General features: G+C 27.7%; 21 protein-coding genes. 8 read left to right on the top strand and 13 right to left on the bottom strand.

Translation table 11 applies throughout. The annotated features are described in order from the left end of the window. Positions 1-200: 200 nt before the first annotated feature. The gene (locus ACX6CF_RS20565) at positions 201-935 is read left to right on the top strand and encodes a leucine-rich repeat domain-containing protein (RefSeq protein WP_458787240.1); all 735 of its coding nucleotides are present in this window, start codon (positions 201-203) and stop codon (positions 933-935) included. 207 nt (positions 936-1,142) lie between these two features. On the opposite strand, the gene ACX6CF_RS20560 is transcribed toward ACX6CF_RS20565, so the two are convergent. Both ACX6CF_RS20560 and ACX6CF_RS20555 read right to left on the bottom strand, forming a co-directional pair. Next, complete coding sequence (locus tag ACX6CF_RS20560; RefSeq protein WP_458787239.1) at positions 1,143-1,580, bottom strand: GNAT family N-acetyltransferase; 438 nt, start codon at positions 1,578-1,580, stop codon at positions 1,143-1,145. An 85-nt stretch (positions 1,581-1,665) separates the two neighbouring features. Then, the gene (locus ACX6CF_RS20555; protein ID WP_458787238.1) at positions 1,666-2,145 is read right to left on the bottom strand and encodes a DUF6530 family protein; all 480 of its coding nucleotides are present in this window, start codon (positions 2,143-2,145) and stop codon (positions 1,666-1,668) included. 669 nt (positions 2,146-2,814) lie between these two features. On the opposite strand from ACX6CF_RS20555, the gene ACX6CF_RS20550 reads away from it, so the two are divergent. After that, positions 2,815-3,087: a hypothetical protein gene (locus ACX6CF_RS20550; RefSeq protein WP_458787237.1), complete on the top strand. Its 273-nt coding sequence runs from the start codon at positions 2,815-2,817 to the stop codon at positions 3,085-3,087. Here ACX6CF_RS20550 and ACX6CF_RS20545 read toward each other — a convergent pair whose 3' ends face one another. Continuing rightward, positions 3,088-3,537, bottom strand: coding sequence for a GNAT family N-acetyltransferase (locus ACX6CF_RS20545; protein WP_458787236.1), 450 nt, complete (start codon positions 3,535-3,537; stop codon positions 3,088-3,090). Between the two features lie 209 nt (positions 3,538-3,746). Here ACX6CF_RS20545 and ACX6CF_RS20540 point away from each other — a divergent pair, with 209 nt between their 5' ends. Then, positions 3,747-4,037, top strand: coding sequence for a hypothetical protein (locus tag ACX6CF_RS20540; RefSeq protein ID WP_458787235.1), 291 nt, complete (start codon positions 3,747-3,749; stop codon positions 4,035-4,037). A gap of 122 nt (positions 4,038-4,159) precedes the next feature. Beyond that, positions 4,160-4,324: a hypothetical protein gene (locus ACX6CF_RS20535; protein ID WP_339364116.1), complete on the top strand. Its 165-nt coding sequence runs from the start codon at positions 4,160-4,162 to the stop codon at positions 4,322-4,324. Positions 4,325-4,467: 143 nt separating this feature from the next. On the opposite strand, the gene ACX6CF_RS20530 is transcribed toward ACX6CF_RS20535, so the two are convergent. Further along, positions 4,468-4,860 carry a hypothetical protein gene (locus tag ACX6CF_RS20530; RefSeq protein WP_458787234.1) on the bottom strand — a complete coding sequence of 131 codons (393 nt, stop codon included), beginning with the start codon at positions 4,858-4,860 and terminating at the stop codon, positions 4,468-4,470. Between the two features lie 375 nt (positions 4,861-5,235). Here ACX6CF_RS20530 and ACX6CF_RS20525 point away from each other — a divergent pair, with 375 nt between their 5' ends. From ACX6CF_RS20525 to ACX6CF_RS20515, 3 genes are read left to right on the top strand one after another with little or no spacing between them, the layout of a single operon-like run. Next, a complete protein-coding gene (locus ACX6CF_RS20525) occupies positions 5,236-6,108 on the top strand; it encodes a metal ABC transporter solute-binding protein, Zn/Mn family (protein WP_458787233.1) in 873 nt (290 codons plus the stop codon). A 25-nt stretch (positions 6,109-6,133) separates the two neighbouring features. Next, positions 6,134-7,177 carry a permease gene (locus tag ACX6CF_RS20520; protein WP_458787232.1) on the top strand — a complete coding sequence of 348 codons (1,044 nt, stop codon included), beginning with the start codon at positions 6,134-6,136 and terminating at the stop codon, positions 7,175-7,177. Positions 7,178-7,189: 12 nt separating this feature from the next. Further along, entirely contained in the window at positions 7,190-8,074 is an 885-nt protein-coding gene (locus tag ACX6CF_RS20515; RefSeq protein ID WP_458787231.1) for a TIGR03943 family putative permease subunit, read from the top strand. A gap of 158 nt (positions 8,075-8,232) precedes the next feature. Here the strand turns inward: ACX6CF_RS20515 and ACX6CF_RS20510 are convergent, their stop codons facing one another. Further along, the gene (locus ACX6CF_RS20510) at positions 8,233-11,526 is read right to left on the bottom strand and encodes an Ig-like domain-containing protein (protein ID WP_458787230.1); all 3,294 of its coding nucleotides are present in this window, start codon (positions 11,524-11,526) and stop codon (positions 8,233-8,235) included. A 209-nt stretch (positions 11,527-11,735) separates the two neighbouring features. After that, entirely contained in the window at positions 11,736-13,400 is a 1,665-nt protein-coding gene (locus ACX6CF_RS20505) for an ATP-binding protein (RefSeq protein ID WP_458787229.1), read from the bottom strand. Positions 13,401-13,652: 252 nt separating this feature from the next. Between ACX6CF_RS20505 and ACX6CF_RS20500 the strand changes: the two genes are divergently transcribed. Next, entirely contained in the window at positions 13,653-14,348 is a 696-nt protein-coding gene (locus ACX6CF_RS20500) for a response regulator transcription factor (protein ID WP_458787228.1), read from the top strand. A 123-nt stretch (positions 14,349-14,471) separates the two neighbouring features. Here the strand turns inward: ACX6CF_RS20500 and ACX6CF_RS20495 are convergent, their stop codons facing one another. From ACX6CF_RS20495 to ACX6CF_RS20465, 7 genes are all read right to left on the bottom strand, one after another. Beyond that, positions 14,472-14,954: a hypothetical protein gene (locus ACX6CF_RS20495; RefSeq protein WP_458787227.1), complete on the bottom strand. Its 483-nt coding sequence runs from the start codon at positions 14,952-14,954 to the stop codon at positions 14,472-14,474. Beyond that, positions 14,942-15,415: a hypothetical protein gene (locus ACX6CF_RS20490; RefSeq protein ID WP_458787226.1), complete on the bottom strand. Its 474-nt coding sequence runs from the start codon at positions 15,413-15,415 to the stop codon at positions 14,942-14,944. The genes ACX6CF_RS20495 and ACX6CF_RS20490 overlap by 13 nt, the downstream gene beginning before the upstream one ends. Then, positions 15,403-15,852, bottom strand: a complete 450-nt coding sequence (locus tag ACX6CF_RS20485; RefSeq protein ID WP_458787225.1) for a hypothetical protein — start codon at positions 15,850-15,852, stop codon at positions 15,403-15,405. The genes ACX6CF_RS20490 and ACX6CF_RS20485 overlap by 13 nt, the downstream gene beginning before the upstream one ends. Before the next feature lie 95 nt (positions 15,853-15,947). Beyond that, on the bottom strand, positions 15,948-16,343 hold the full coding sequence (locus ACX6CF_RS20480; RefSeq protein WP_458787224.1) for a hypothetical protein: 396 nt from the start codon (positions 16,341-16,343) through the stop codon (positions 15,948-15,950). Between the two features lie 67 nt (positions 16,344-16,410). After that, the gene (locus ACX6CF_RS20475; protein ID WP_458787223.1) at positions 16,411-16,860 is read right to left on the bottom strand and encodes a hypothetical protein; all 450 of its coding nucleotides are present in this window, start codon (positions 16,858-16,860) and stop codon (positions 16,411-16,413) included. A 16-nt stretch (positions 16,861-16,876) separates the two neighbouring features. Continuing rightward, complete coding sequence (locus ACX6CF_RS20470; protein WP_458787222.1) at positions 16,877-18,076, bottom strand: hypothetical protein; 1,200 nt, start codon at positions 18,074-18,076, stop codon at positions 16,877-16,879. A gap of 299 nt (positions 18,077-18,375) precedes the next feature. Further along, positions 18,376-19,695, bottom strand: coding sequence for an erythromycin esterase family protein (locus tag ACX6CF_RS20465; RefSeq protein WP_458787221.1), 1,320 nt, complete (start codon positions 19,693-19,695; stop codon positions 18,376-18,378). Between the last annotated feature and the right edge of the window lie 425 nt (positions 19,696-20,120).

The raw sequence follows: 20,120 nt of genomic DNA, 5'->3' as shown, positions 1-20,120 counted from the left end.
TATTTACCTTTCGGGGCTGAGGAATTCTTATGAATGTTGAATCTAACATTAATAAGGTATATAATTTAAGAACTAAGGTTAAATATTCAAATAATATACTCTTTAAATATATTTATTATGAATTGAATAACTAAACCAATGGTGAAATAAGACTATATATACTATAAATATGATAAACGATGAATTCGAGGAGAGTTTTTATGAAAAAGAAATTAACATTTATTATCTTACCTTTAATATTACTAATTGCTTTTTGTTCTTATAATTATTGGTATGCTGAAGTCTCAATAGACGATTCTAACTTAAGAAATGCATTAAAACAAAATATTGGTAAGTTAAATAGAGCAAACTTATATGATGTTACAACGTTAGATTTATCTAAATGTAATATAAAGAATTTAGATGGCATACAAAATCTTAAAAACATCAGATATCTTTGCTTGTCCAATAATCGAATCAAAGAAATTAAGTATATCAACAATCTGAACGTAGATTCATTAGATTTAAGTAATAATAAAATAGATAATATTCCTAAATTAGATTTACCTAAGTTACGTATACTTGATTTATCGGGAAATAACATTAAAGATATACAGAATATATCAAATATAATTACCTTAGAAGATTTAGTGTTGTCTGATAATAAAATTGACAATATTGGTGAATTAACTAAATTACCTAATCTTATATTATTGGATTTGAATTTAAATTATTTATCATCTATAGATGGTATTGAAAATTTAAAGACACTAAAATCACTTTTAATAGGTGGCAATGATATAAATAACATAAATAATATTAAATATCTAAGTAATTTAGAAGATCTGATTCTTTCTGATAATCAAAATATTGAACAACCTATACCAATAGAGTATTTAAGAAAAATTAAGAATTTAGAGATAAAATTTACCAACCTCGAAAATATTATTCAATGAAACATACTTGATAAAGAATTTTGAACTACTCATAACAGTATAATAAATATCAGATAGCCTTCTATAGTAAAATATATACTATAGAAGGCTATCTATTATTGCAAAAAAATTAAGTTTATTAGTGTAAAAATATTATTACTACTCTATTAAAAGAATATAACATTCAATCGGCTGATGATATTCATAGGTAGTATATCTAAGCACTACTTATAAATCAATCTTAGCAACAAGTTCTTCGCATAAAACTTCACCTGTTTTCTTGAATCCTACACTTTCATAAAGTTTTTCAGCTACCTTATTTTCTGGTTCAAAGCTAGTGTAAAAAGGCATCTTGCCATATTTTTCTCTTATGAAGTCTAGAAGTTTTATAACTGCTACTCTTCCATATCCTCTTTTCTGATATTTTTGGTCAATCATTAATCTGCACATAGCCATACTATTATCTTCTTCATCAATCTCATACATGATAAACCCAACCATTGTATCGTCATCATATATTGCTAATGGAAATAAATTTTTTCCATAATGAGCTTCTAACAATGAGTATGAATTAGGTGCGACAAATTCTTCTTGCTCCTTAAAAACCTTTAAATTAAAGCATTCTTCCCAATTATCGTTATCTATTTCTTTAAATAGTATATTCATAATACCCTCCATATTTCTATTTTAAATAATTTTATTTGTTATTTTTCTTACAACTTATAAATGAAGAGTAACCATTATTATATAACTAATAACCTAATTCCTTTAACATACCTGATAATATTTTTAATCTTTCAGCTATGAGTTCCCCATCATCACTTAGAATTTGATTAAAAAGTTTAATATCTTCATTTATTTTTTCATTATCTGTACATACTTCTACGTTCATTGCATCACCTTGTAATCCTACTCTTTCGATAATAGGTTTATCTTGATTGTATAGATTATCATAGCGATACGCTTCTTTGAAATGTCCCATGGTTCTGCAAATAAGAATTGATAAGTCTAGTACACGATGTAGTGGTAATTCTTCAGATTGTCTCGACCATTTTTCACCTGTATGTCTCCAAACTTTAGCTGATATCTCCACATTTCCTCTATCATTCCACTGCGCCAATCCTAATGAAAGCCCTTTAGCATCAGTATCATAGGCGTATCTACCATCAACATTTTCATAGTTTTCAGAAACTATAACAGGCTTATGTTTTAATTTTGTAGGTATCTTCATATTATGACCCCCTTTACTATTTAGTAATTTAGTAATTTAGTAATTTACTAAATTTAATTTAATCGTATCCTATTATATTGGATTTGTCAAGGTTATCCTTAGATAATAATAAAGATTCCTTTCAATTATATTATTATAAGTCATCAAGTATTATATAATCCTTTTGAACTATTAAGTAATCTATAGTTTAATTTTTATATTAAGTATGTACATTACTTAAAATTATAACCTTCTAAATATTGAAATATTATGTCATTTAACCAGTATATATGTCAAAATATTAATTAGTTAGATTTTACTAGTATATATTTTTCTCCAAGTAAAAAATGCAAATCATAGAGTAAATAAGATTTTTGTAATAGAAAGGCTTATGGTGATTATTTTGAATAGAAATGTTAAAAAAATATCCATTATCATGATTATACTAATTAGTATATATTTTTTGGCTAAACCTTTATCATTTCCATCATCCTTATTAAAAATGGATATAACATAACTACGTTTGAGACTTATAAGCCTGTAAATCAAACTTCTAATAGCAAAGAAAAAATAATTAAAGTATATGATTATGATGGTAATTTTAATTATCTTTTATTATCCAATGACAAATGGAAGTTTTGGACTCTAATAAAAAAAGGACAGCCATCTTCTACAGAAAATAGTTATTCAATGTTATTATGGGATGAATTCAGCATAGAAATTGAGCCTGTGAATACTAGTTCAAGTGAAGAACAATCTATGATTCTAAATGAAACACATAAAATCTATGATGTCTTAAAAAATAAAGTCAATGAATTTAACCTTGATAATATCTCTCCTAATCTAGGCTATGAAGTGACTGAGGATGATAAATTCTATACTATAGATATCTATACATTATTACCTGAGTCTGAACCTATATTAAGAGAAACTACTATCAATACAATTTTAGAATTTAAATAATTACATAGATGGTTTTATAAACCTCTGAGTAGGATAATCAAATTCAATCAGTAATTCATCTTCTATGAATCCTAATCTTTTATATAATTTACGAGGGGCTATTCCTTTTGGATCGCCTTCTCTATATGTAGTAACTTTTATATCCGTTTCCGGTTTGAATTCTTCAAAGGAAAACTGTAATAGTTTTGATGCTATACCTTTTTTTCTATAGTCTGGATGTACCGCTAAAAAACAAATTTCTGAATTTTTCCTACTGATTATAAGCAGTCCTACTATTTTATCATCATGTCTAGCTAGTATTCCTGTTTTTCGTTCTATAGTCTTTTCCATACCTTTTCTGTAATCATCCATATCTAAGCCTGGGAAATCGTCTTTGACAATGTCAACCATATCCATCCATTCATCCATGTCTTTGTAATCTGCAAAGTCTATTATATATTGATTGTTCATGTTTTCTCCTTTCTATGTCATAAGCTAATTATTATATTTCATATAATAACATTATTTAATTATTTTTTCTAAATAAATTTATACTTCCTGTATTATATATAACTAATAATAATTTGCTTAAGCCATTTTGTCTTAAAATAACACTATAATATTTAAATAAGCTATAATTGTATCTGTTGATTTATAAATTTTTTTGGGAGGTATAGTTTATGCTACATAACTACTCAACACATATTAATGATTTAATAATTAACATTGTAGATGATAAACTCAAACAGAGCTTATCTACTAATTCTGAAATAAAAGAACAGACATTAGATAGACAAAAGTATAAAAAAGCTTTTTCAGATTTACTTGATAGAATGGATAAAGCAGACAAAAAAATCATTGATGATTATTTAAGTATGAATAACTGTATTAATAGTATACTTTTTTGCGATGTTTATAAATATGGATTTTATGATTGTGTTGATTTATTGAAAATACTGAAGGTGCTTTAGATAACTTTATCATAGCTAAATTTTTCATTTTAATATTTTTACTATACTTTCCAATATATATTTAATTAATATGGATAAAATATGATTGACTATATAAATATATGTAAAGTGGAGGTATAAGTATGAATAACAATAAAAACCTTTTGAAAACCCGTGATAAATCAAACCGTGAAATGAGAAAAATATTTCCAAAAGATGGCGATGATATTGGAATTGTGGATGGTGAACATATAGGTTCTACAGAAAAGAAATATACAAAGCGATCAAAGTTATCTCATAATAATTAAGTGAATTACTGGCAACTAAAATTAGAAGGCTATCCCTAAGTATCGAGATAACCTTTTATTTTTTATTTAATACATACAAATCTTGTTAAATGTTACATTGAGGTTGACACCTCTTAATCATTTCTATTTATCTATTTGGATGATTAATGCGCAAACCATATTGGGGTATTGCCTGACCATACACCCAACGAACCATCGTCTTGAAGAATTAAACAAGCGCCTGGGTGACCCCATGTACGTGTGCTCCAAATGGGATAAGGTTTGCCATAAGGAAATTGAGGGTCGTAGAATAATGGAAAAGCTTGAATAACGAAATTACCAGTTGTCCCTTCCATCATGCATCCACTAATTTGCCACTTATCTGTATGGCATGTACTAGATTGCCACACTTCTTTATCTAAATTATACAGAATAAGTCTTCCTGTCGGCTTCATATATAATTTATACTGCTGATTATTGGATTGAAGCCATTGTCCAATACTTAATTTTTCCTCGGGTCTAAGTATATTTTCACCATGTGCTGCCAAACTTGTCATGCTAGTTACCCCTACCATAAACAAAACAATAACCAATAACGAAATATTCTTTTTAATCATTTTTAATCTTCTCCTTTATAATAAATTTATTTTATTGTATGTATTGTAAATATTATATCATATCGTTTGTTTATATCAACTATATTTAATACATACTTTATAATTGTTTGTTTTTAATTAAATAAAGCTCATGTTTTTCGTTTTTATATTTTTTTCTAAATATTTTATAGGGTACATATAACGTAATCTATCCATAAACATAACTACTAAATTTATACATCTTTTAATAATTATGTTGACAAGGAATAATCATTAAAATATAATAGTAAATGCAAATGATTTGCATTTACTAATTAATTAGAAAGGTGGAATAAGATGAAATCAAAAAAAATTATAAGTATAATAACAGGCACTATGCTACTAATTTTACTTATCGCTGGTTGCAGTAATAATAAAAATTCTGACATTGAAAAACCTGTTATTGCAGTGACAATCGTACCTGAGAAAACTTTTGTAGAAAAAGTTTGTGGTGATATGTTTGATGTAATATCATTAGTTCCTGCTGGAAATAGTCCAGCAAATTATCAACCTACTCCTAAGGAAATGGAACAATTCAGTAAAGCAAAATTATATTTCTCTATAGGTGTACCTACAGAACAAACAAACATTTTATCCAAAGCAACAGATATGAAAGATATGAAAATTATTAAACTTCAAGATGAAGTAACACAAGCATATTCCCCTAGAGAATTTGCCCCTGGAAAAAATGATCCTCACATATGGTTATCACCAAAAAGAGTTAAAACCATGGTAGAGTCCATTGTTCGGGAAGTCAGTTCCTTTGATCCTGACAATGAAGATGTATACAAGGAAAACGGTGAAAAATATATCGCTGAACTTGATAAGCTTGATAAAGATATCCAAGAGTCACTAAAAGATATTAAAAACAGAAAGTTTATTGTTTTTCATCCCGCATTTGGATATCTAGCTGATGATTACAATCTTCAAATGTATGCCCTAGAGAAAAACGGAAAAGATGCAACACCACAAAGTTTAAAAGAAATGATTGATTTAGCAAAAGCAGAAAATATAAAAGCAATCTTTTATCAATCAGAAATATCCAGTAAACAAGCACAATCCTTTGCAGATGAAATAGCAGGAAAAACTGTACAGTTATCACCCTTGGCTCCAAATTATATAGAGAACATTGAAAATATAATTCAATATTTAACTGAGGTTATGGAATAATTTTAAGTAAGCGGAGGATGTATTAATGACAAAAAAGATAAGTATTACAACAATATTTACTGGTGGACTTATACTTCTTGCAGGAGGATATCTATTATTTTCGATTGTTAGATCTGTAAATGTGGATTTAACGAATCTAATAGTTTTGAACACTGTTTTTACAAGTATACTTATGCAAGCATTTCCTTTTATGCTTATTGGTGTGCTGGTATCGTCCGCTATGCATGTCTTTGTGCCAGATGAATGGATAGTTAAGATTTTCCCAACAAAATATGGTATTGGATTTTTGACAGCAATGTTTGCAGGTGCTCTATTTCCTGTATGTGAATGTGCAATTGTTCCTGTTATGTCACGACTTGTTAAAAAAGGTGTTCCAGTACCTATCGCTATAACTTTTATGCTCTCAGCTCCTATTATCAATCCCATTGTAATTATGTCAACACTATATGCATTTCCTGGACATCCTGAAATAACTTTATTCAGAGTAGGTTTTGGTTTAACAATAGCTGTAGCTGTAGGTTTGATTATGATGCTATATAGAAATGATTTTTCTACTATATCTACTGATTATGATTATCGATGTCATAATGATCATCATAGCAACATTAGCCATTCATGTACTTGCCACCATCATGGTGACAATCATAGTGAAAACAGTATATTAATGAAATTTAAAACTATGTTTTTACATGCTGGAGATGAATTTTTCAATGTGGGGAAATATTTAGTTATAGGTGCTTTAACAACAAGCCTTATTCAGATATTGATTCCTAAAAAAGTTTTTGTAGAACTTGGCTCAAAAAGTGGTTTTTCTCTTATATTGATGATGTTAATGGCATTCCTCTTTTCTGCCTGCTCTACTTCAGATGCTTTTATTGCAAGAAGTTTCATTAACAAGTTTTCCATGAGTTCAATTCTAGGTTTTCTAGTATTTGGACCAATGATGGATGTAAAGAATCTATTAATGCTTTTAGCTAATTTCAAGAAAAGTTTTGTTATTAGACTTGTATTACTTATTACTATTTTGAACTTTTTATTTATAAGTTTTTTTACCATTATATTCTTATGAGGGAGATAAATAATGAAGACAAAACTAATCAAATTCAATATAAATATCTGTTTGAAAATATTATTGCTTCTTGGGTTTGCATCCTTTTATTTGTTTACTGTATTTTCAGGTTCAGTAAAACAATATGTACATCCCAGAATCATTCCATATATTATATTTGCTGCTATAGTTATGGTATTAATAGCAATACTCTTAGTGGGAGAACTTCCAAAAAAACAGCATTTGAAAACAAAATCTTGGACATTACTGTTTTTTTTAATTCCTTTATTAATGGGATTTGCTCTTCCACCGGAAACTTTTGATTCGAGTACAAAAGCAACAGGAAGTCTTGAACTTTCATCCAGCACTATTTATGCGACTGACAAAACTTCTTCAAAACCAGTCGTTGAGCAAGATCAAACGCCAGTTGAAACTAATGGTGCAGTTGATATTATAGTGAGAAATGAAATAGATGATAGTTCAGATAATAGTTCTAATAAAACTTCTAGTGATAGTTCTAGTGATAGTTTTAATGATATTATAAATATAGATGAAGATGTAATTGTAATGGATGATAGTAATTATTATAAATATCTAACTGAAATATATGAAAACCTAGATAAATATAAGGGAACTAAAATAGAAGTTATAGGATTCGTTTTCAAAGATAATAAGGAATTTGCAGATAATGAGTTCGTACCAGCACGACTTTTAATGGTCTGCTGTGCGGCTGATATGGTTCCAATAGGTTTTTTATGTCAGTATGATAATACCGTACAATTAGAAAAAGATTCATGGGTTAAAGTAACGGGTACATTGGATTCAAAAGAATTTGAAGGTAATAAAATACCTAATATCAATGCAACTACAGTTCAACAGGTTGATGAGCCTGAAGATGCTTATATTTATCCATATTAAAGTATTGTATTATTTTATTCTCATGAACAAATATTTAATGTTATGCTATATGGAAATTTTATTGTAAAACTCCCCTTATAATAAACAGTTCTATTATTTTAACTATCTACTATAAGGGGAAATATCAAAACCATTAATATTGATATATATATTAATTATTAGTTATTAATTAATTCACCCTTAACCAATAAATTCCTAATAGCTGTAGCCGCTTCTGCATATGTAAATGGTTCTTGTGGTGCAATAGTATCATTATTTTGTGTTCTGCTATTGAATACACCAGCTCTTAATGTTTTGTTGACTGATTCATAAGCCCACTGGGATACTTCTTGATTATCTTTGTATTTTTCTATTCGATTACTATCTACTTCTTTTAGTCCAACAATATCCATTGCGGTTGCATACATAGTCATGGCTTCTTCCCTTGTAATTTTGGCATCCGGTCTGAATGTTCCATCAGGATAGCCTTTTATAATATCATAATCAACGGCTATTGTTATAGCATCTGCTAGTTCATTTGTTGAATCTACATCTTGAAATAGATTCTCTTTGGCTACGTTTGTCCTGTATAATCCAAGTGCTTTTGTTATGTATTCAGCGAATTCGCCTCTTGTGATTTCTGCATCTGGTTGGAAATCTTCTGGGTTTTTAATTATTAGTCTAGATGCCATGTCGTTAACCTGATTTTTAGACCAATGATTCTCTACTGATGCAACAGTAATCTCATTCCAGATAACTGAATAACTTGAGTTTGTAAGTGATTGTAATTTGGCATAGTATTTACCGCCTTTACTGAATACTATTGTTGGTATATGTGAAAATGTTCCATCTTCATTGTATACTATTCCAGTTGTAATTTTACTAGAATTAATTCCTTTTGGTATTTCCATGACTCTTTCTACATATTGATTGAATCTAGAGATTGTAATTTCTTTTTTATCTTTCGTTGCTGCTGATTTTACAATAACTTTGAACTCAACTGGTGGGAAAACTATCTCTTGATTGTTCTCAATTGCATGTTCAGTAATTTGCTTTCTGATAGTCTTGTCCATTCTTTCAATTTTAACTTCTACTTTAATTTTTTCTAAATTTTCCACTGATACTCCTAATGTCTCTGCAACTTTTTCCACAGATACTTCTTTTGCAGGAATTATATAGTCTACGTCTTCTGTATTTATAGAAAGCTTGAATTCTTCCTGCTCCATTTTTTTAATTATGTCTCCTGTTAATGTGGTGCTTATTGAATTAGCATTTTTAGTTGAGACAGGTACTTCTACAATATTATCAATTTCTTTTTGCTGTTCTGGTTTTAGTTTCTTTTGTTCCTTGATAACTTGCTGTATTTTTTTATTAACCATATCTCCATTAACTGTAAGATCAACACTCTTTTGTCCATTCTCAACTTTTATTTTTTCTGTTCCTGCTATCTGTTTTTGACCATTAACGATGACTATAATACCTTTGTCAGTTGGTTTTGTTGTTGATGTTAATGTATCACTGTTACTAGAACTATCTCCAGTGGAAGTATCTCCGCCTGAAGCATCTCCTCCACCTGGATGTGAATTTTTTATAGTTGTAAATTTCCAACTTGATTTGTCACTTATTCCAGCATGTGCATTTGAATTCTCATCTGCAAAGCATGTTCCATCTATCAATATATAATATTCTGTGCCTTCATGGTAAGTTGAATTTACTGTTACATTTATTTTATTGGTTCCACCACCTGTTATGTTTTTCCCTGTTACATCTATTGATTCTAATATGCTATCATCTTTAGATTTATATATTTTGATGTTCCCTGTTCCTACTGTCACTTTATCATCAAAAGTAATTTCCAGGTCATTATTTAATGCTATGTTATTAGCACCATTTGCTGGGATTGTGCTATTTATGGCTGGTGGAGTTATGTCAATTTCACCAACTGTTGTAAATTTCCAACTTTCCTTATCTGATATTCCTGTATAATTGTTATTGTTTTCATCTTTGAAGCATGTACTATCTATTTTTATGTAATACTGTGTTCCTCCCTTAAGGGTTATATTAGGATTAATTGTCATTGTTTTTGTTCCTGTACCTGATATCTGTCCACTAGTTACATCTATAGATTCCATTAAGCTATCATTACTTTTTTTGTATATTTCAACATTTCCTGTTCCTGCTACTACATTTTCATCAAAAGTGATTTGTAGATTATCCTCAAGTCCCATGTTATCTGTTCCATTTGTTGGATTTAAGCTTTTTATTGATGGTGGCACTGTATCTGATACCCATTTTGCATATAATGTGATATCATCTGTAACTGCATTAATTGTATCACCTGCTGAATAATCTATGCCCTTTCCATCTTCTTGAGTGTTCCAATCTGAGAATATCATTCCTGATGGTGCAGTGATTGTTGTATTAGCTGGTAAGGTTGTTGAATTCTCTCCATCAATTACAGAGATACTTTGTGGTGCTGTACCTGTTCCACCGTTGATGCCAAAACTAATTGTTCTTATTTTTAATGCATCTATAGTATATTCTTCACTTTTATCTACTGTTAAGTTATTTGAGATGGGTAATTTACCTTGAACTTTAATTGTATCTTTATCTGTTAGCATATCCTCATCAGATAATTTAGTTTCACCACAATATACATTTACAGTAGTATGTTCATTATAAATAATACCTGATTTCAATTCACTGACACTAATTGCTTCCGTAATTTTATTAGACCCAGATTTAATCTTGGTTTCATATTCAATATCGTATGTATTAGAATAAATGAGATGTTCATGAGTAAGACTTATATCATATTCCTTATCTATCGTCCCTGTTACTACTAATGTATCTCCATCTTGTAATAAATCTGTATCTGATTTTACATCACCATTTTTTGCTTTAATTACCCAAGTAGCTTGTTCATGTTTTGTAAGATGCTCTAATAATTGTTTCACTGTTGTAACTGGTGTAATTTTATAACTTCCTGATTCTATCACATCATACCAATACATATTATATATATCATCTTTGTTAAGAAACTGTCCAATATTTAATTCTGTAGATGTAACTTCATTTGGAATAGGGTCTTTTAATTCCAGTTCATAATGGTCGTATTTGTTGTAAACTCCGCTCATTCCTTCTTTTGGATCTCCAACAAAAAGATAATCTCCATCTTTAAGTTGCTCATCATCCTCTTTTACTCCTGTAAATTTATCTTTAACACTCCATTCAGCATTATCATCTTTAATAAGATGTCCTTTTAATTCTCCTACAGTTGTTATACCTTTATATAATATAAAATCCTGTGATTTAATAGATGAATTGTCCTTATCTTTTATAGTTACCTCTAAGTCAGTCCCTTTTGACTGTACTATAACAGATACCTCTTCCGCTAAAACTGTATTTGGTAATGTTATTAACATCATAACTGCTATTATTATAAAAGCTAATAATTTTTTGTTGTTACTCATAAATAAAACTCCTCTCATTAATTCATATCTTATTAAATCTATATTTGTTTTTACTACAAAATGCTTTATATTAATACATTTTGTTTCTATATTTTAACACGAATATAACTTATTTTATCTAAAATAATCTTAAAGATTCAACAACTTATGTCAACCAAGTTATCTTATTTAAGGTAAAAAAACAATCTAGAAATTGGATATCCCCATTCCTAGATTACTATATAGAAAACGCTTCCTTCATTTAATTGGCTTTCTACCCAAATACGACCGTTATGTTTACTAATGACTTCTTTAGTTATATATAGACCAAGTCCAAATGATTCTTTATTTTTGCTTCTATTCTTTCCTTTGAAATATCTATCAAAAAGATACGGTATTTCTTCTTTCTTTATGCCTATGCCATTATCTTTTATTGATATCTCTATTTGACCATTATTCAATAATTTTGTCTTAATCTTTATTTTTCCATCTTGATCAGTATATTTTATAGCATTATTTACTAGATTCTCAATAGCTCTATATATTTTCAATTTATCTATTTCTATAGGTTCAATTATTTCCTTATCCAAATCCATACTTAAATCAATATTTTTATTGGTACAGCTTAATTCCATTTCTAAAATTATACTCCCTATTAATTTATTTATATCTACAGGTTCTTTGAATATAGTGACCTTATTATCTTCTAGCCTTGCAACTAGAAAGAAGTCTTCAATAAGTTCGTTGAGATATTTAGTTCTTTTATAGATTCTTTCAATATATTTATCTTTATCTTTTGAATCTTTTACATGCCCATCTATTATAGCTTGTGTATATCCTAATATAACTGTTATTGGAGTTCTTAAGTCGTGGGAAATATTGGTCATGAATCTAGTTATCTCTTTATTAGCCTTTTCTGTTTCTTTTTTGGCTTTAACCAGTTTCCTGAATGTATCATATAGATATTTTACTACCACTGATAAAACAAGTATCAGTATAATAATTATTATAGTTAATTTTTTTTCTACATTGCTTGTATTTGGAATTACCAAAGCTTTTTCATATATTTCGTTTTGATTTATATTCTCTATAGTTTTATTTATTATATCTGATAAAGGTTCTAATCCTTTTCTTACTCCTACCATTATAGGATTTTTATCCTTTATCTCTCCTATAATTCTTATATTCCGATAGATATCTTGTTCTTTATAGTATGTATATAGAGGAATTTCACATATTGTATAGTCAGCTTTTTTATTATTGACATATTTAATAGCTTTTTCTGTATTTTTCACTAATGTGATATTGGCATTAGGATTATCTATTAATAAGTCATCCACCAAAAAATACCCTTTCATACATACTAAATTTTTATCACAAAGTGCTTTCAGATCATTACATACTATTAGATTATCTTTGTGCCCTAAAATGACAAGTGTTGTTTCTATGTATGGCTTTGTAAATAGTATTCCCTTATTTCTCTTTTTTGTATTGGACACAGTTGAGAGTATGTCTACTTTTCCACGATATATGTTATTCAACATATCATCCCATGTCTCATTTTTTATGTTGTCATATAGTTTGAATTTCAGTCCTGTTATTTCATTTACCTTCCTTAGTATTTCAGTACCTAACCCCTTAGGATTCCCTTTTTTATCAAGATATTCTATTGGGGCATAATCTATAGCTAGTCCTACGTTAAATACTGTATTCTTATTAGATTCTATCCAATCTAATTCTTCTTTGGTAAATATATTCTCTTTTAGGTTTTGTCTGCCTTCTATGTCAATGCTATTTATAAATATTTCTTCATGTTTTTTAGGTTGATTAAATGTAGTTATAGATATTATTATAGCTAATAATGCGAGAATAATTATAAATTTTAATTTCTTCATTGGTTGAAACTCCTTCTATAATAACTAAAATTAAATATTTAAGTTGAATTATAAGTCGAATTTAGATATACTAAATAATAACATATATGTAAATATATTTCATCAAATTAAACCTTTTGCTTTATGCTTTTGTTTTATGCTGATATTTTACATAACTATATACATAGTATTAATACTTAATATTTACCTTCTCTAAACTTTCATATAATCATAATAATAAATGTAATAAATAAATAGTAATTGGGTGATTTAATGAATGATTCTAAGATACTTGTTGTTGATGATGATGAGGATATATTAGAAATTATTTGTATTTATTTAAAAAACAATGGGTATATTGTAGATACTGCTAATAGTAGTACTAATGCTCTAGGGAAAATTAAAACCGATAAATTTGATTTAATCATACTTGATATTGTACTTCCAGATTATGAAGGAACTAAACTTTGTGAACAAATAAGGCAAAACATATATTGTCCAATAATTTTTATCAGTTGCATAGATGATGAGGATTATATCCTTAAAGCTCTAGATAAAGGTGGCGATGATTATATTAGAAAGCCTTTTAACTTAAATGAGCTTCTGGCACGTATTAAAGCTAATTTAAGGAGAATCAATTATGACCAGTCTATAAATAAACCTAAACATAACCTAATACATATCAATAATTTAACTATTGATATAAATAATCATATTGTCTTAAAAAATGATACTAAGATTTATCTGTCACCTACAGAATTTAATATCCTTTTATTTATGATTAACAATTCAAATAATGTACTCAGCTGTTCCCAAATATATGAATATGTATGGGAAAGCGATAGTATTGGTGATACAAGAACTGTCATGGTTCATGTTAGTAAATTACGGAAGAAATTAGAAGATGATTCTGATGATAAATATATTGAAACTGTTAAGAAATTGGGGTATAAATTTATAACTGAATAGTTCTATTGATAATATAACCTATCATCTTTTGATATTATGATGATAGGTTATATATGTTGAAGTATTTTATTGTAGCTAACATTTATTTCATATAATAAATTATGTTACTATTGTGCTTTTTAATTACTTGTTCTTTATTTTTTTAGCTATAAAAGCTATTAGTATAATCCATATATTATAGACTATTGTTTGATATAATAATATTTTCATACCATATCCAGATGGTATTAAACCTGCAACAACGTTTGTCCAGCAAAACCAATTATCTATATAATATGTTATATAATTATCGATTCTTAGCTTGATACATACATAATATAGTATGGCTAATAATATATTGATAACAAAATATGGTAGAAAATATAAAAACGGATTATTTTTGTAGTTTGTAAATTTGTTTACTGTCAAGTATGAAACTATGTAAATAACTGATATTATGACAAACCATATTATTGCTGACAACATCATAATCTTTTCTCTGTTACACTCAAATGGAAGTTGTTTAATAATTTTTATGTTTAAGATATTGAGTATATATATAACTACCATAGTTGTTATATATGTTAGTATGTATTTATGAATATTTTTTTTAGTTATTTGTCCCATATTATACCACTCTCCTCATCTTCCCAGTCTGAAAGATTTATTGCTATGTCCAGTAATATATTATCAACGGTTATTCTTTCCTTCACAGTTACTCCCCACCAATCTTCATACTTTTTATCGCTTATGATTACTAAATCTTGATACCATTCACTCAGATTTTTATAATTTTTTTCTTTATCGTCTGGAACTTCGTCTTTAATATTGTCTAATAATTCTTCTATACTACTCATTTTGTCTTGAATTTCTTCAGCTGCCATTAAATTTACTACTTGTTCTGGATCACAATGATATAACGTTTCTGCAATCTGGAAATATGAATCATAAAAATCATTTAAAAACGCATGGTATTTATCGCCTTTCTTATTAAAACAATCTAAAGCCATTATGCTAAACCCTATAACTAAAATAATTCCAAGAGATATTAAGATTTTTTTATTATTTCTTTTCATTACTGATCCCATACTATACCACTATCCTTATCATTCCAATTTGAAAGCCTAACAGAAATACCTATTAGTGTCGTATGAGCTAACATTCGTTCGTCTAACGTTATTACCCACCAATCTTCATATTTTTTATTGCTCAAATCAACCAATTCGTCATACCATTCACTTAGCTTTTTATAATTATGTTGCTTATTTTCAGGAATATCTTCATCAAACTTATCAAACAGCTCTTTTAAGCTATTCATTTTTCCCTTGATATTATCTGATTCCATTGATTGTGCAATATTCATTGGATCAATACCCTCTATCTCTTCAGCTATCTGAAAATATATATCATAAAAATCATTTGAAAATGCATGGTATTTATCGCCTTTCTTATTACCACAACCTGATATAATTAAACACAATACTATTATTAAATTAACAATATGAACTTTTCTAACTTTACTCATTATATTTCTCCATCTTTATCGTGCTGGTTTTATATAGTATTATTATATAAAATTTTATCTTTGTATTTCTTTAAGAAAATCATCATAACTTTTAGTTATTTGTCCCATACTACACCACTATCCTTGTCATTCCATTTAGAAAGTCTTATAGAAGTATCAAGTAAAATATTATGTACTGTTATTCTTTCATCTACTGTAACTCCCCACCAATCTTCATACTTTTTATCGCTCAATATTACTAATTCTTTATACCATTCACTAAGCTTTTTATAATTATTTTCTTTATCTTCTGGAACTTCGTCTTTTATACCATCTAATAATTCTTTTAGATTACTTAATTTTTCTAATATATCTTCACATACCATTAACTTTACAACATCTTTAGGATTAGCTTCATCTAACTTTTCGACTATTTGAAAATAATCATCATAAAAACCATTCATAAAAACATCATATTTATTGTCTTTCTTATTAAAACAATCTAAAGACATTATGCTGATACCTATAATTAAAATAATAATTCCAAGAGATATTAATATTTTTTTTTATTTCTTTTCATTACTGATCCCATATTATACCACTCTCCTCATCTTCCCAGTCTGAAAGCTTTATTGCTATGTCCAGTAACGTATTTTGGACTGTAAATCTTTCTTCTAAAGTTACACCCCACCAATCTTCATATTTTTTATCGCTTATGATTACTAAATCTTGATACCATTGTTCTAGTTCTTTATAATTACGTTCTTTGTCTTTTGGAACTTTATCTTTTATATCATTAAGCAAATCTTTTAGATTATTTATATCATCCTGTACTTCCGATACAGCCATTGAATTAGCAACATTTTTAGGACTATATACATCTATAGTCTTTGCTATTTCAAAGTATGTATCATAAAAATCATTCAAAAAGGTTTCGTACTCATTGCCTTTTTTATTTCCACAACTTGTTAAAACTAGGCTTAATACAATAATAAAATTTATTATATAGTACTTTTTAAGTTTATTCATTAACTATTCTCCTTTTTTATAGTCTACCTCTCTTAACATACTTTTCTATAACTTTTAAATCATTATTAAGTTTTTTCTTATAAATTTTTTCGTTTTTATTCATATCAATTAGATGATTAATATATTTCATTTGAGTTTTTTCATAAATCTTATTATATTCTTCATTATCATATGAATCTGAATCTTGTTTGGATATTTCTTCTTTCATTTTTTTCAAATCTTTAATCATTACTTTCTTATATCCATGTAAATCCATAAAGTACCTGTAATCAGATTTCATTATATATTCTAGTTTCCTAGTAGTTACATAAATTCCTTTTTTCCTTGCATCTTTCCAGCCAAAAGCATCATCTATATTACTTGGCTTTTCACCAAGCATATTTTCATTAGTACTAGCAGCATAAATCACAAAACTAAGAGGTACAGCAAAATATATATTACCTCCAGTAGCCTCTACTGCTGCTCCATACGACGTTGCTCCTGCATAGATAAAATCAGCCATATCCAAAGTTAATTCAAGACACCTTAAACCTTCTTTTTGATTTACTAGGATATCATAATACATTTGACCATAAGAGCCTTCTAATAATGTATGGCTAATACCTGGTCTATCCCACATAGACACAACATCAGCTCTATATTTTAATATTTTTTTATTAATTTGACTTCTAATATTTAGTATAGCTTCTCTTTCAATAGTATCTTCTATACTAACTGTACTACTATCTTTAAAACATTCAACACTATCGTTTGTATATTTATCATCCTTATTAATATTAGTACAACTATTACTTTTGTTACAAACATCAGCTAAATGATTTATTTTACTATTATATTTCTTAAATAATTCTTCATCCCACTTTTTCTTAGGATTAGTCTCTGTATCATTATGTACCGCAAAAGTATCTTTACCCTCAACACTAGTATCTGATAATGTATTCAACAGATTCTTTAATTGATTTTCACAACTACTGTATTCATTTATAGCACCTTGTAATAATTTATTTAAACCATAAGAATTGTCTGCCAGTCCTTTCATATTCCCCTGAATGTTATTAAGTTCATTATTTATATTATCTCTATATAATATATCTACATCAATGGAATTTTTAGTATTAGTGAATTCATTTAGTATTTCATTCATTCTAGTAACTATATTTTGTATATCACTATTTTTACTAGATAAATCATACAAGTTATATTTTGTATGTGACATAATCAAGCCCCTTTTTATTTATTATTATAGTTTTTTCAGAATTAAATGTCAACGAAATCTGACGAACGGTACGATTTATGGGATGAAATGCATTTTTTTATAATAATTTGTTATTGTATGAACAATTATGTTGAAATTACACGTATTTTGAGCACCCTAATTATGTGCCTTACAAATAATATAAATAAAACAAGATCCAGTTATTTATACCAGATCTTGTTTTATACTTGATTTATATTTAGTTTTTTCTATGTAAATATCTATATCAAACAGAACATATTATAGTCTACATTTTCAACTTATTTAGTTGGTGGTAATACCTGATCTAATAATATTATTCCGTCATATTGTTCTTTAGGTATAAATTGTAATACATTTGATCTTATAACTTCATCAGTCAAACCATCTTCGCTTGCATATTGATTAATGAACATCCATTTATTGAACTTATTTTTATTTTTATGCTGGGATAAGTCAACAAAAGAAGTTTCGTATCCACTTCTACTAATTATTTCTTCCAAGCTACCTTTTGGAACTGATGGTATATTAAAAGTTTCTTGTGATGTAATTGCTGACGCTTTCCCACCTTGCATGAATAATCCTATTACATACATATCGTTTCCTAGTTCTTTGCTTAATATCTCTCCCATACTTTTAAAACTATTAATCCATTCATCTTTCTCTAGTGTAAGCATCTGTGATGTGTTCCTTGCAATATGGTCATTATGAGCCCATAAGATAATCTTTTTATCTGGGTTAGCTTCCATATACCACTTTACATTATCTGCCATAATGACATCTCTTATTTCGTATCCTTCAACATTATCTACCATACTCATTCTAACAATGTTCATTCGATTTTCAAGGGTACGGAGTGCACTGTCTACCAGCATATCATTATTGCGATATATAGCTTCTAACTTACTACGATTGTCCTTTATGTATTTTATCATCTTATCATAACCCACAGTATATTTATCAATGATCTTCTGATATTTTTCTCTATGACCTGTATCAAATCCATACTTATTAATTAGTGCATAGTAACTCTGAAAGAATTCTACTTCCATATTATAATAATCTTCTGCTACTTTTTCATCAACTTTTTCTAACCACTGTTTCATATATTCAATGAAATACATATTAGTGAATTGCATATCAAAACCAAAAAGATCTATAGGATTGTCAGTTTCTTTTTGCTCTTTTATATAATCAAAAAGGCTTAGAGTCTCTTTTGAATGCCATACTGGTAAGACACTATATTCCATCATTTGCTTTGATGTTAGATTTTTATTGTTCATAACCATCTCACATTCGCCTAATCCTGATTCAAATCCTATTGTGTCATATCCAAGTTCTTCATGTAAATATTTAATTAATCTAGTTTTTATTACTCTATAATCTCCAACACTATGAAAATTTTCTCCTAGAGAAACAATTTTTTTATCTTTCAATAGTGGTTTCAAAAATTCTAAATCACTATAATCTTCTGAGTCAATAGATGTAATTTCATCTACATTTTTTTCATACCATTCTTCTGTAGTTTCTATTTTACCACATGCTGCCATACTTAAAATCATTATCATTACTAATAACACAATTATTCCCTTTTTCAACATATTTATTCCTCCTATCATACACGTACATCTATAGCTAGCTAACTTTTATACATCTTATTTATGAATTACTTAGTACATTATATCTAAAAAAAAGTTTATATTCCATTGGAATATCTTACATATACAATATGAATCTTACATTATTGTAATCTATATATTTATTGAACTAAAACATCTATACATCCATTTCAATAAGTTCAATATATTTTTCTTTATTTTATAAGTTGACTAAAACTAAATAATTACTACTCTATAGTAATTATTTAATTCGATTTTTATAGCTTCTTAAGTCTATTATACTGAGTAATTATAGCATATAATAAATTAGATATTAAGCCTTTACAATAATAAACTCAAACAATTCTTTAAAATTGTTATTGACAAAATGTGATATAATCCTTATAATCCTGTCTTTGACAGTTGAA

The sequence above is a fragment of the Vallitalea sediminicola genome, from assembly GCF_054408565.1.
The sequence above is the reverse complement of the archived record's forward strand: the minus strand, read 5'-3'. Positions and strand labels throughout refer to the sequence as shown.

Bases quoted from the DNA above. Each gene is read 5' to 3' on its own strand.
- ACX6CF_RS20565 (WP_458787240.1), top strand. From the start codon at position 201: ATGAAAAAGAAATTAACATTTATTATCTTACCTTTAATATTACTAATT.
- ACX6CF_RS20560 (WP_458787239.1), bottom strand. From the start codon at position 1,580: ATGAATATACTATTTAAAGAAATAGATAACGATAATTGGGAAGAATGC.
- ACX6CF_RS20555 (WP_458787238.1), bottom strand. From the start codon at position 2,145: ATGAAGATACCTACAAAATTAAAACATAAGCCTGTTATAGTTTCTGAA.
- ACX6CF_RS20550 (WP_458787237.1), top strand. From the start codon at position 2,815: ATGTTATTATGGGATGAATTCAGCATAGAAATTGAGCCTGTGAATACT.
- ACX6CF_RS20545 (WP_458787236.1), bottom strand. From the start codon at position 3,537: ATGAACAATCAATATATAATAGACTTTGCAGATTACAAAGACATGGAT.
- ACX6CF_RS20540 (WP_458787235.1), top strand. From the start codon at position 3,747: ATGCTACATAACTACTCAACACATATTAATGATTTAATAATTAACATT.
- ACX6CF_RS20535 (WP_339364116.1), top strand. From the start codon at position 4,160: ATGAATAACAATAAAAACCTTTTGAAAACCCGTGATAAATCAAACCGT.
- ACX6CF_RS20530 (WP_458787234.1), bottom strand. From the start codon at position 4,860: ATGACAAGTTTGGCAGCACATGGTGAAAATATACTTAGACCCGAGGAA.
- ACX6CF_RS20525 (WP_458787233.1), top strand. From the start codon at position 5,236: ATGAAATCAAAAAAAATTATAAGTATAATAACAGGCACTATGCTACTA.
- ACX6CF_RS20520 (WP_458787232.1), top strand. From the start codon at position 6,134: ATGACAAAAAAGATAAGTATTACAACAATATTTACTGGTGGACTTATA.
- ACX6CF_RS20515 (WP_458787231.1), top strand. From the start codon at position 7,190: ATGAAGACAAAACTAATCAAATTCAATATAAATATCTGTTTGAAAATA.
- ACX6CF_RS20510 (WP_458787230.1), bottom strand. From the start codon at position 11,526: ATGAGTAACAACAAAAAATTATTAGCTTTTATAATAATAGCAGTTATG.
- ACX6CF_RS20505 (WP_458787229.1), bottom strand. From the start codon at position 13,400: ATGAAGAAATTAAAATTTATAATTATTCTCGCATTATTAGCTATAATA.
- ACX6CF_RS20500 (WP_458787228.1), top strand. From the start codon at position 13,653: ATGAATGATTCTAAGATACTTGTTGTTGATGATGATGAGGATATATTA.
- ACX6CF_RS20495 (WP_458787227.1), bottom strand. From the start codon at position 14,954: ATGGGACAAATAACTAAAAAAAATATTCATAAATACATACTAACATAT.
- ACX6CF_RS20490 (WP_458787226.1), bottom strand. From the start codon at position 15,415: ATGGGATCAGTAATGAAAAGAAATAATAAAAAAATCTTAATATCTCTT.
- ACX6CF_RS20485 (WP_458787225.1), bottom strand. From the start codon at position 15,852: ATGAGTAAAGTTAGAAAAGTTCATATTGTTAATTTAATAATAGTATTG.
- ACX6CF_RS20480 (WP_458787224.1), bottom strand. From the start codon at position 16,343: ATGTCTTTAGATTGTTTTAATAAGAAAGACAATAAATATGATGTTTTT.
- ACX6CF_RS20475 (WP_458787223.1), bottom strand. From the start codon at position 16,860: ATGAATAAACTTAAAAAGTACTATATAATAAATTTTATTATTGTATTA.
- ACX6CF_RS20470 (WP_458787222.1), bottom strand. From the start codon at position 18,076: ATGTCACATACAAAATATAACTTGTATGATTTATCTAGTAAAAATAGT.
- ACX6CF_RS20465 (WP_458787221.1), bottom strand. From the start codon at position 19,695: ATGTTGAAAAAGGGAATAATTGTGTTATTAGTAATGATAATGATTTTA.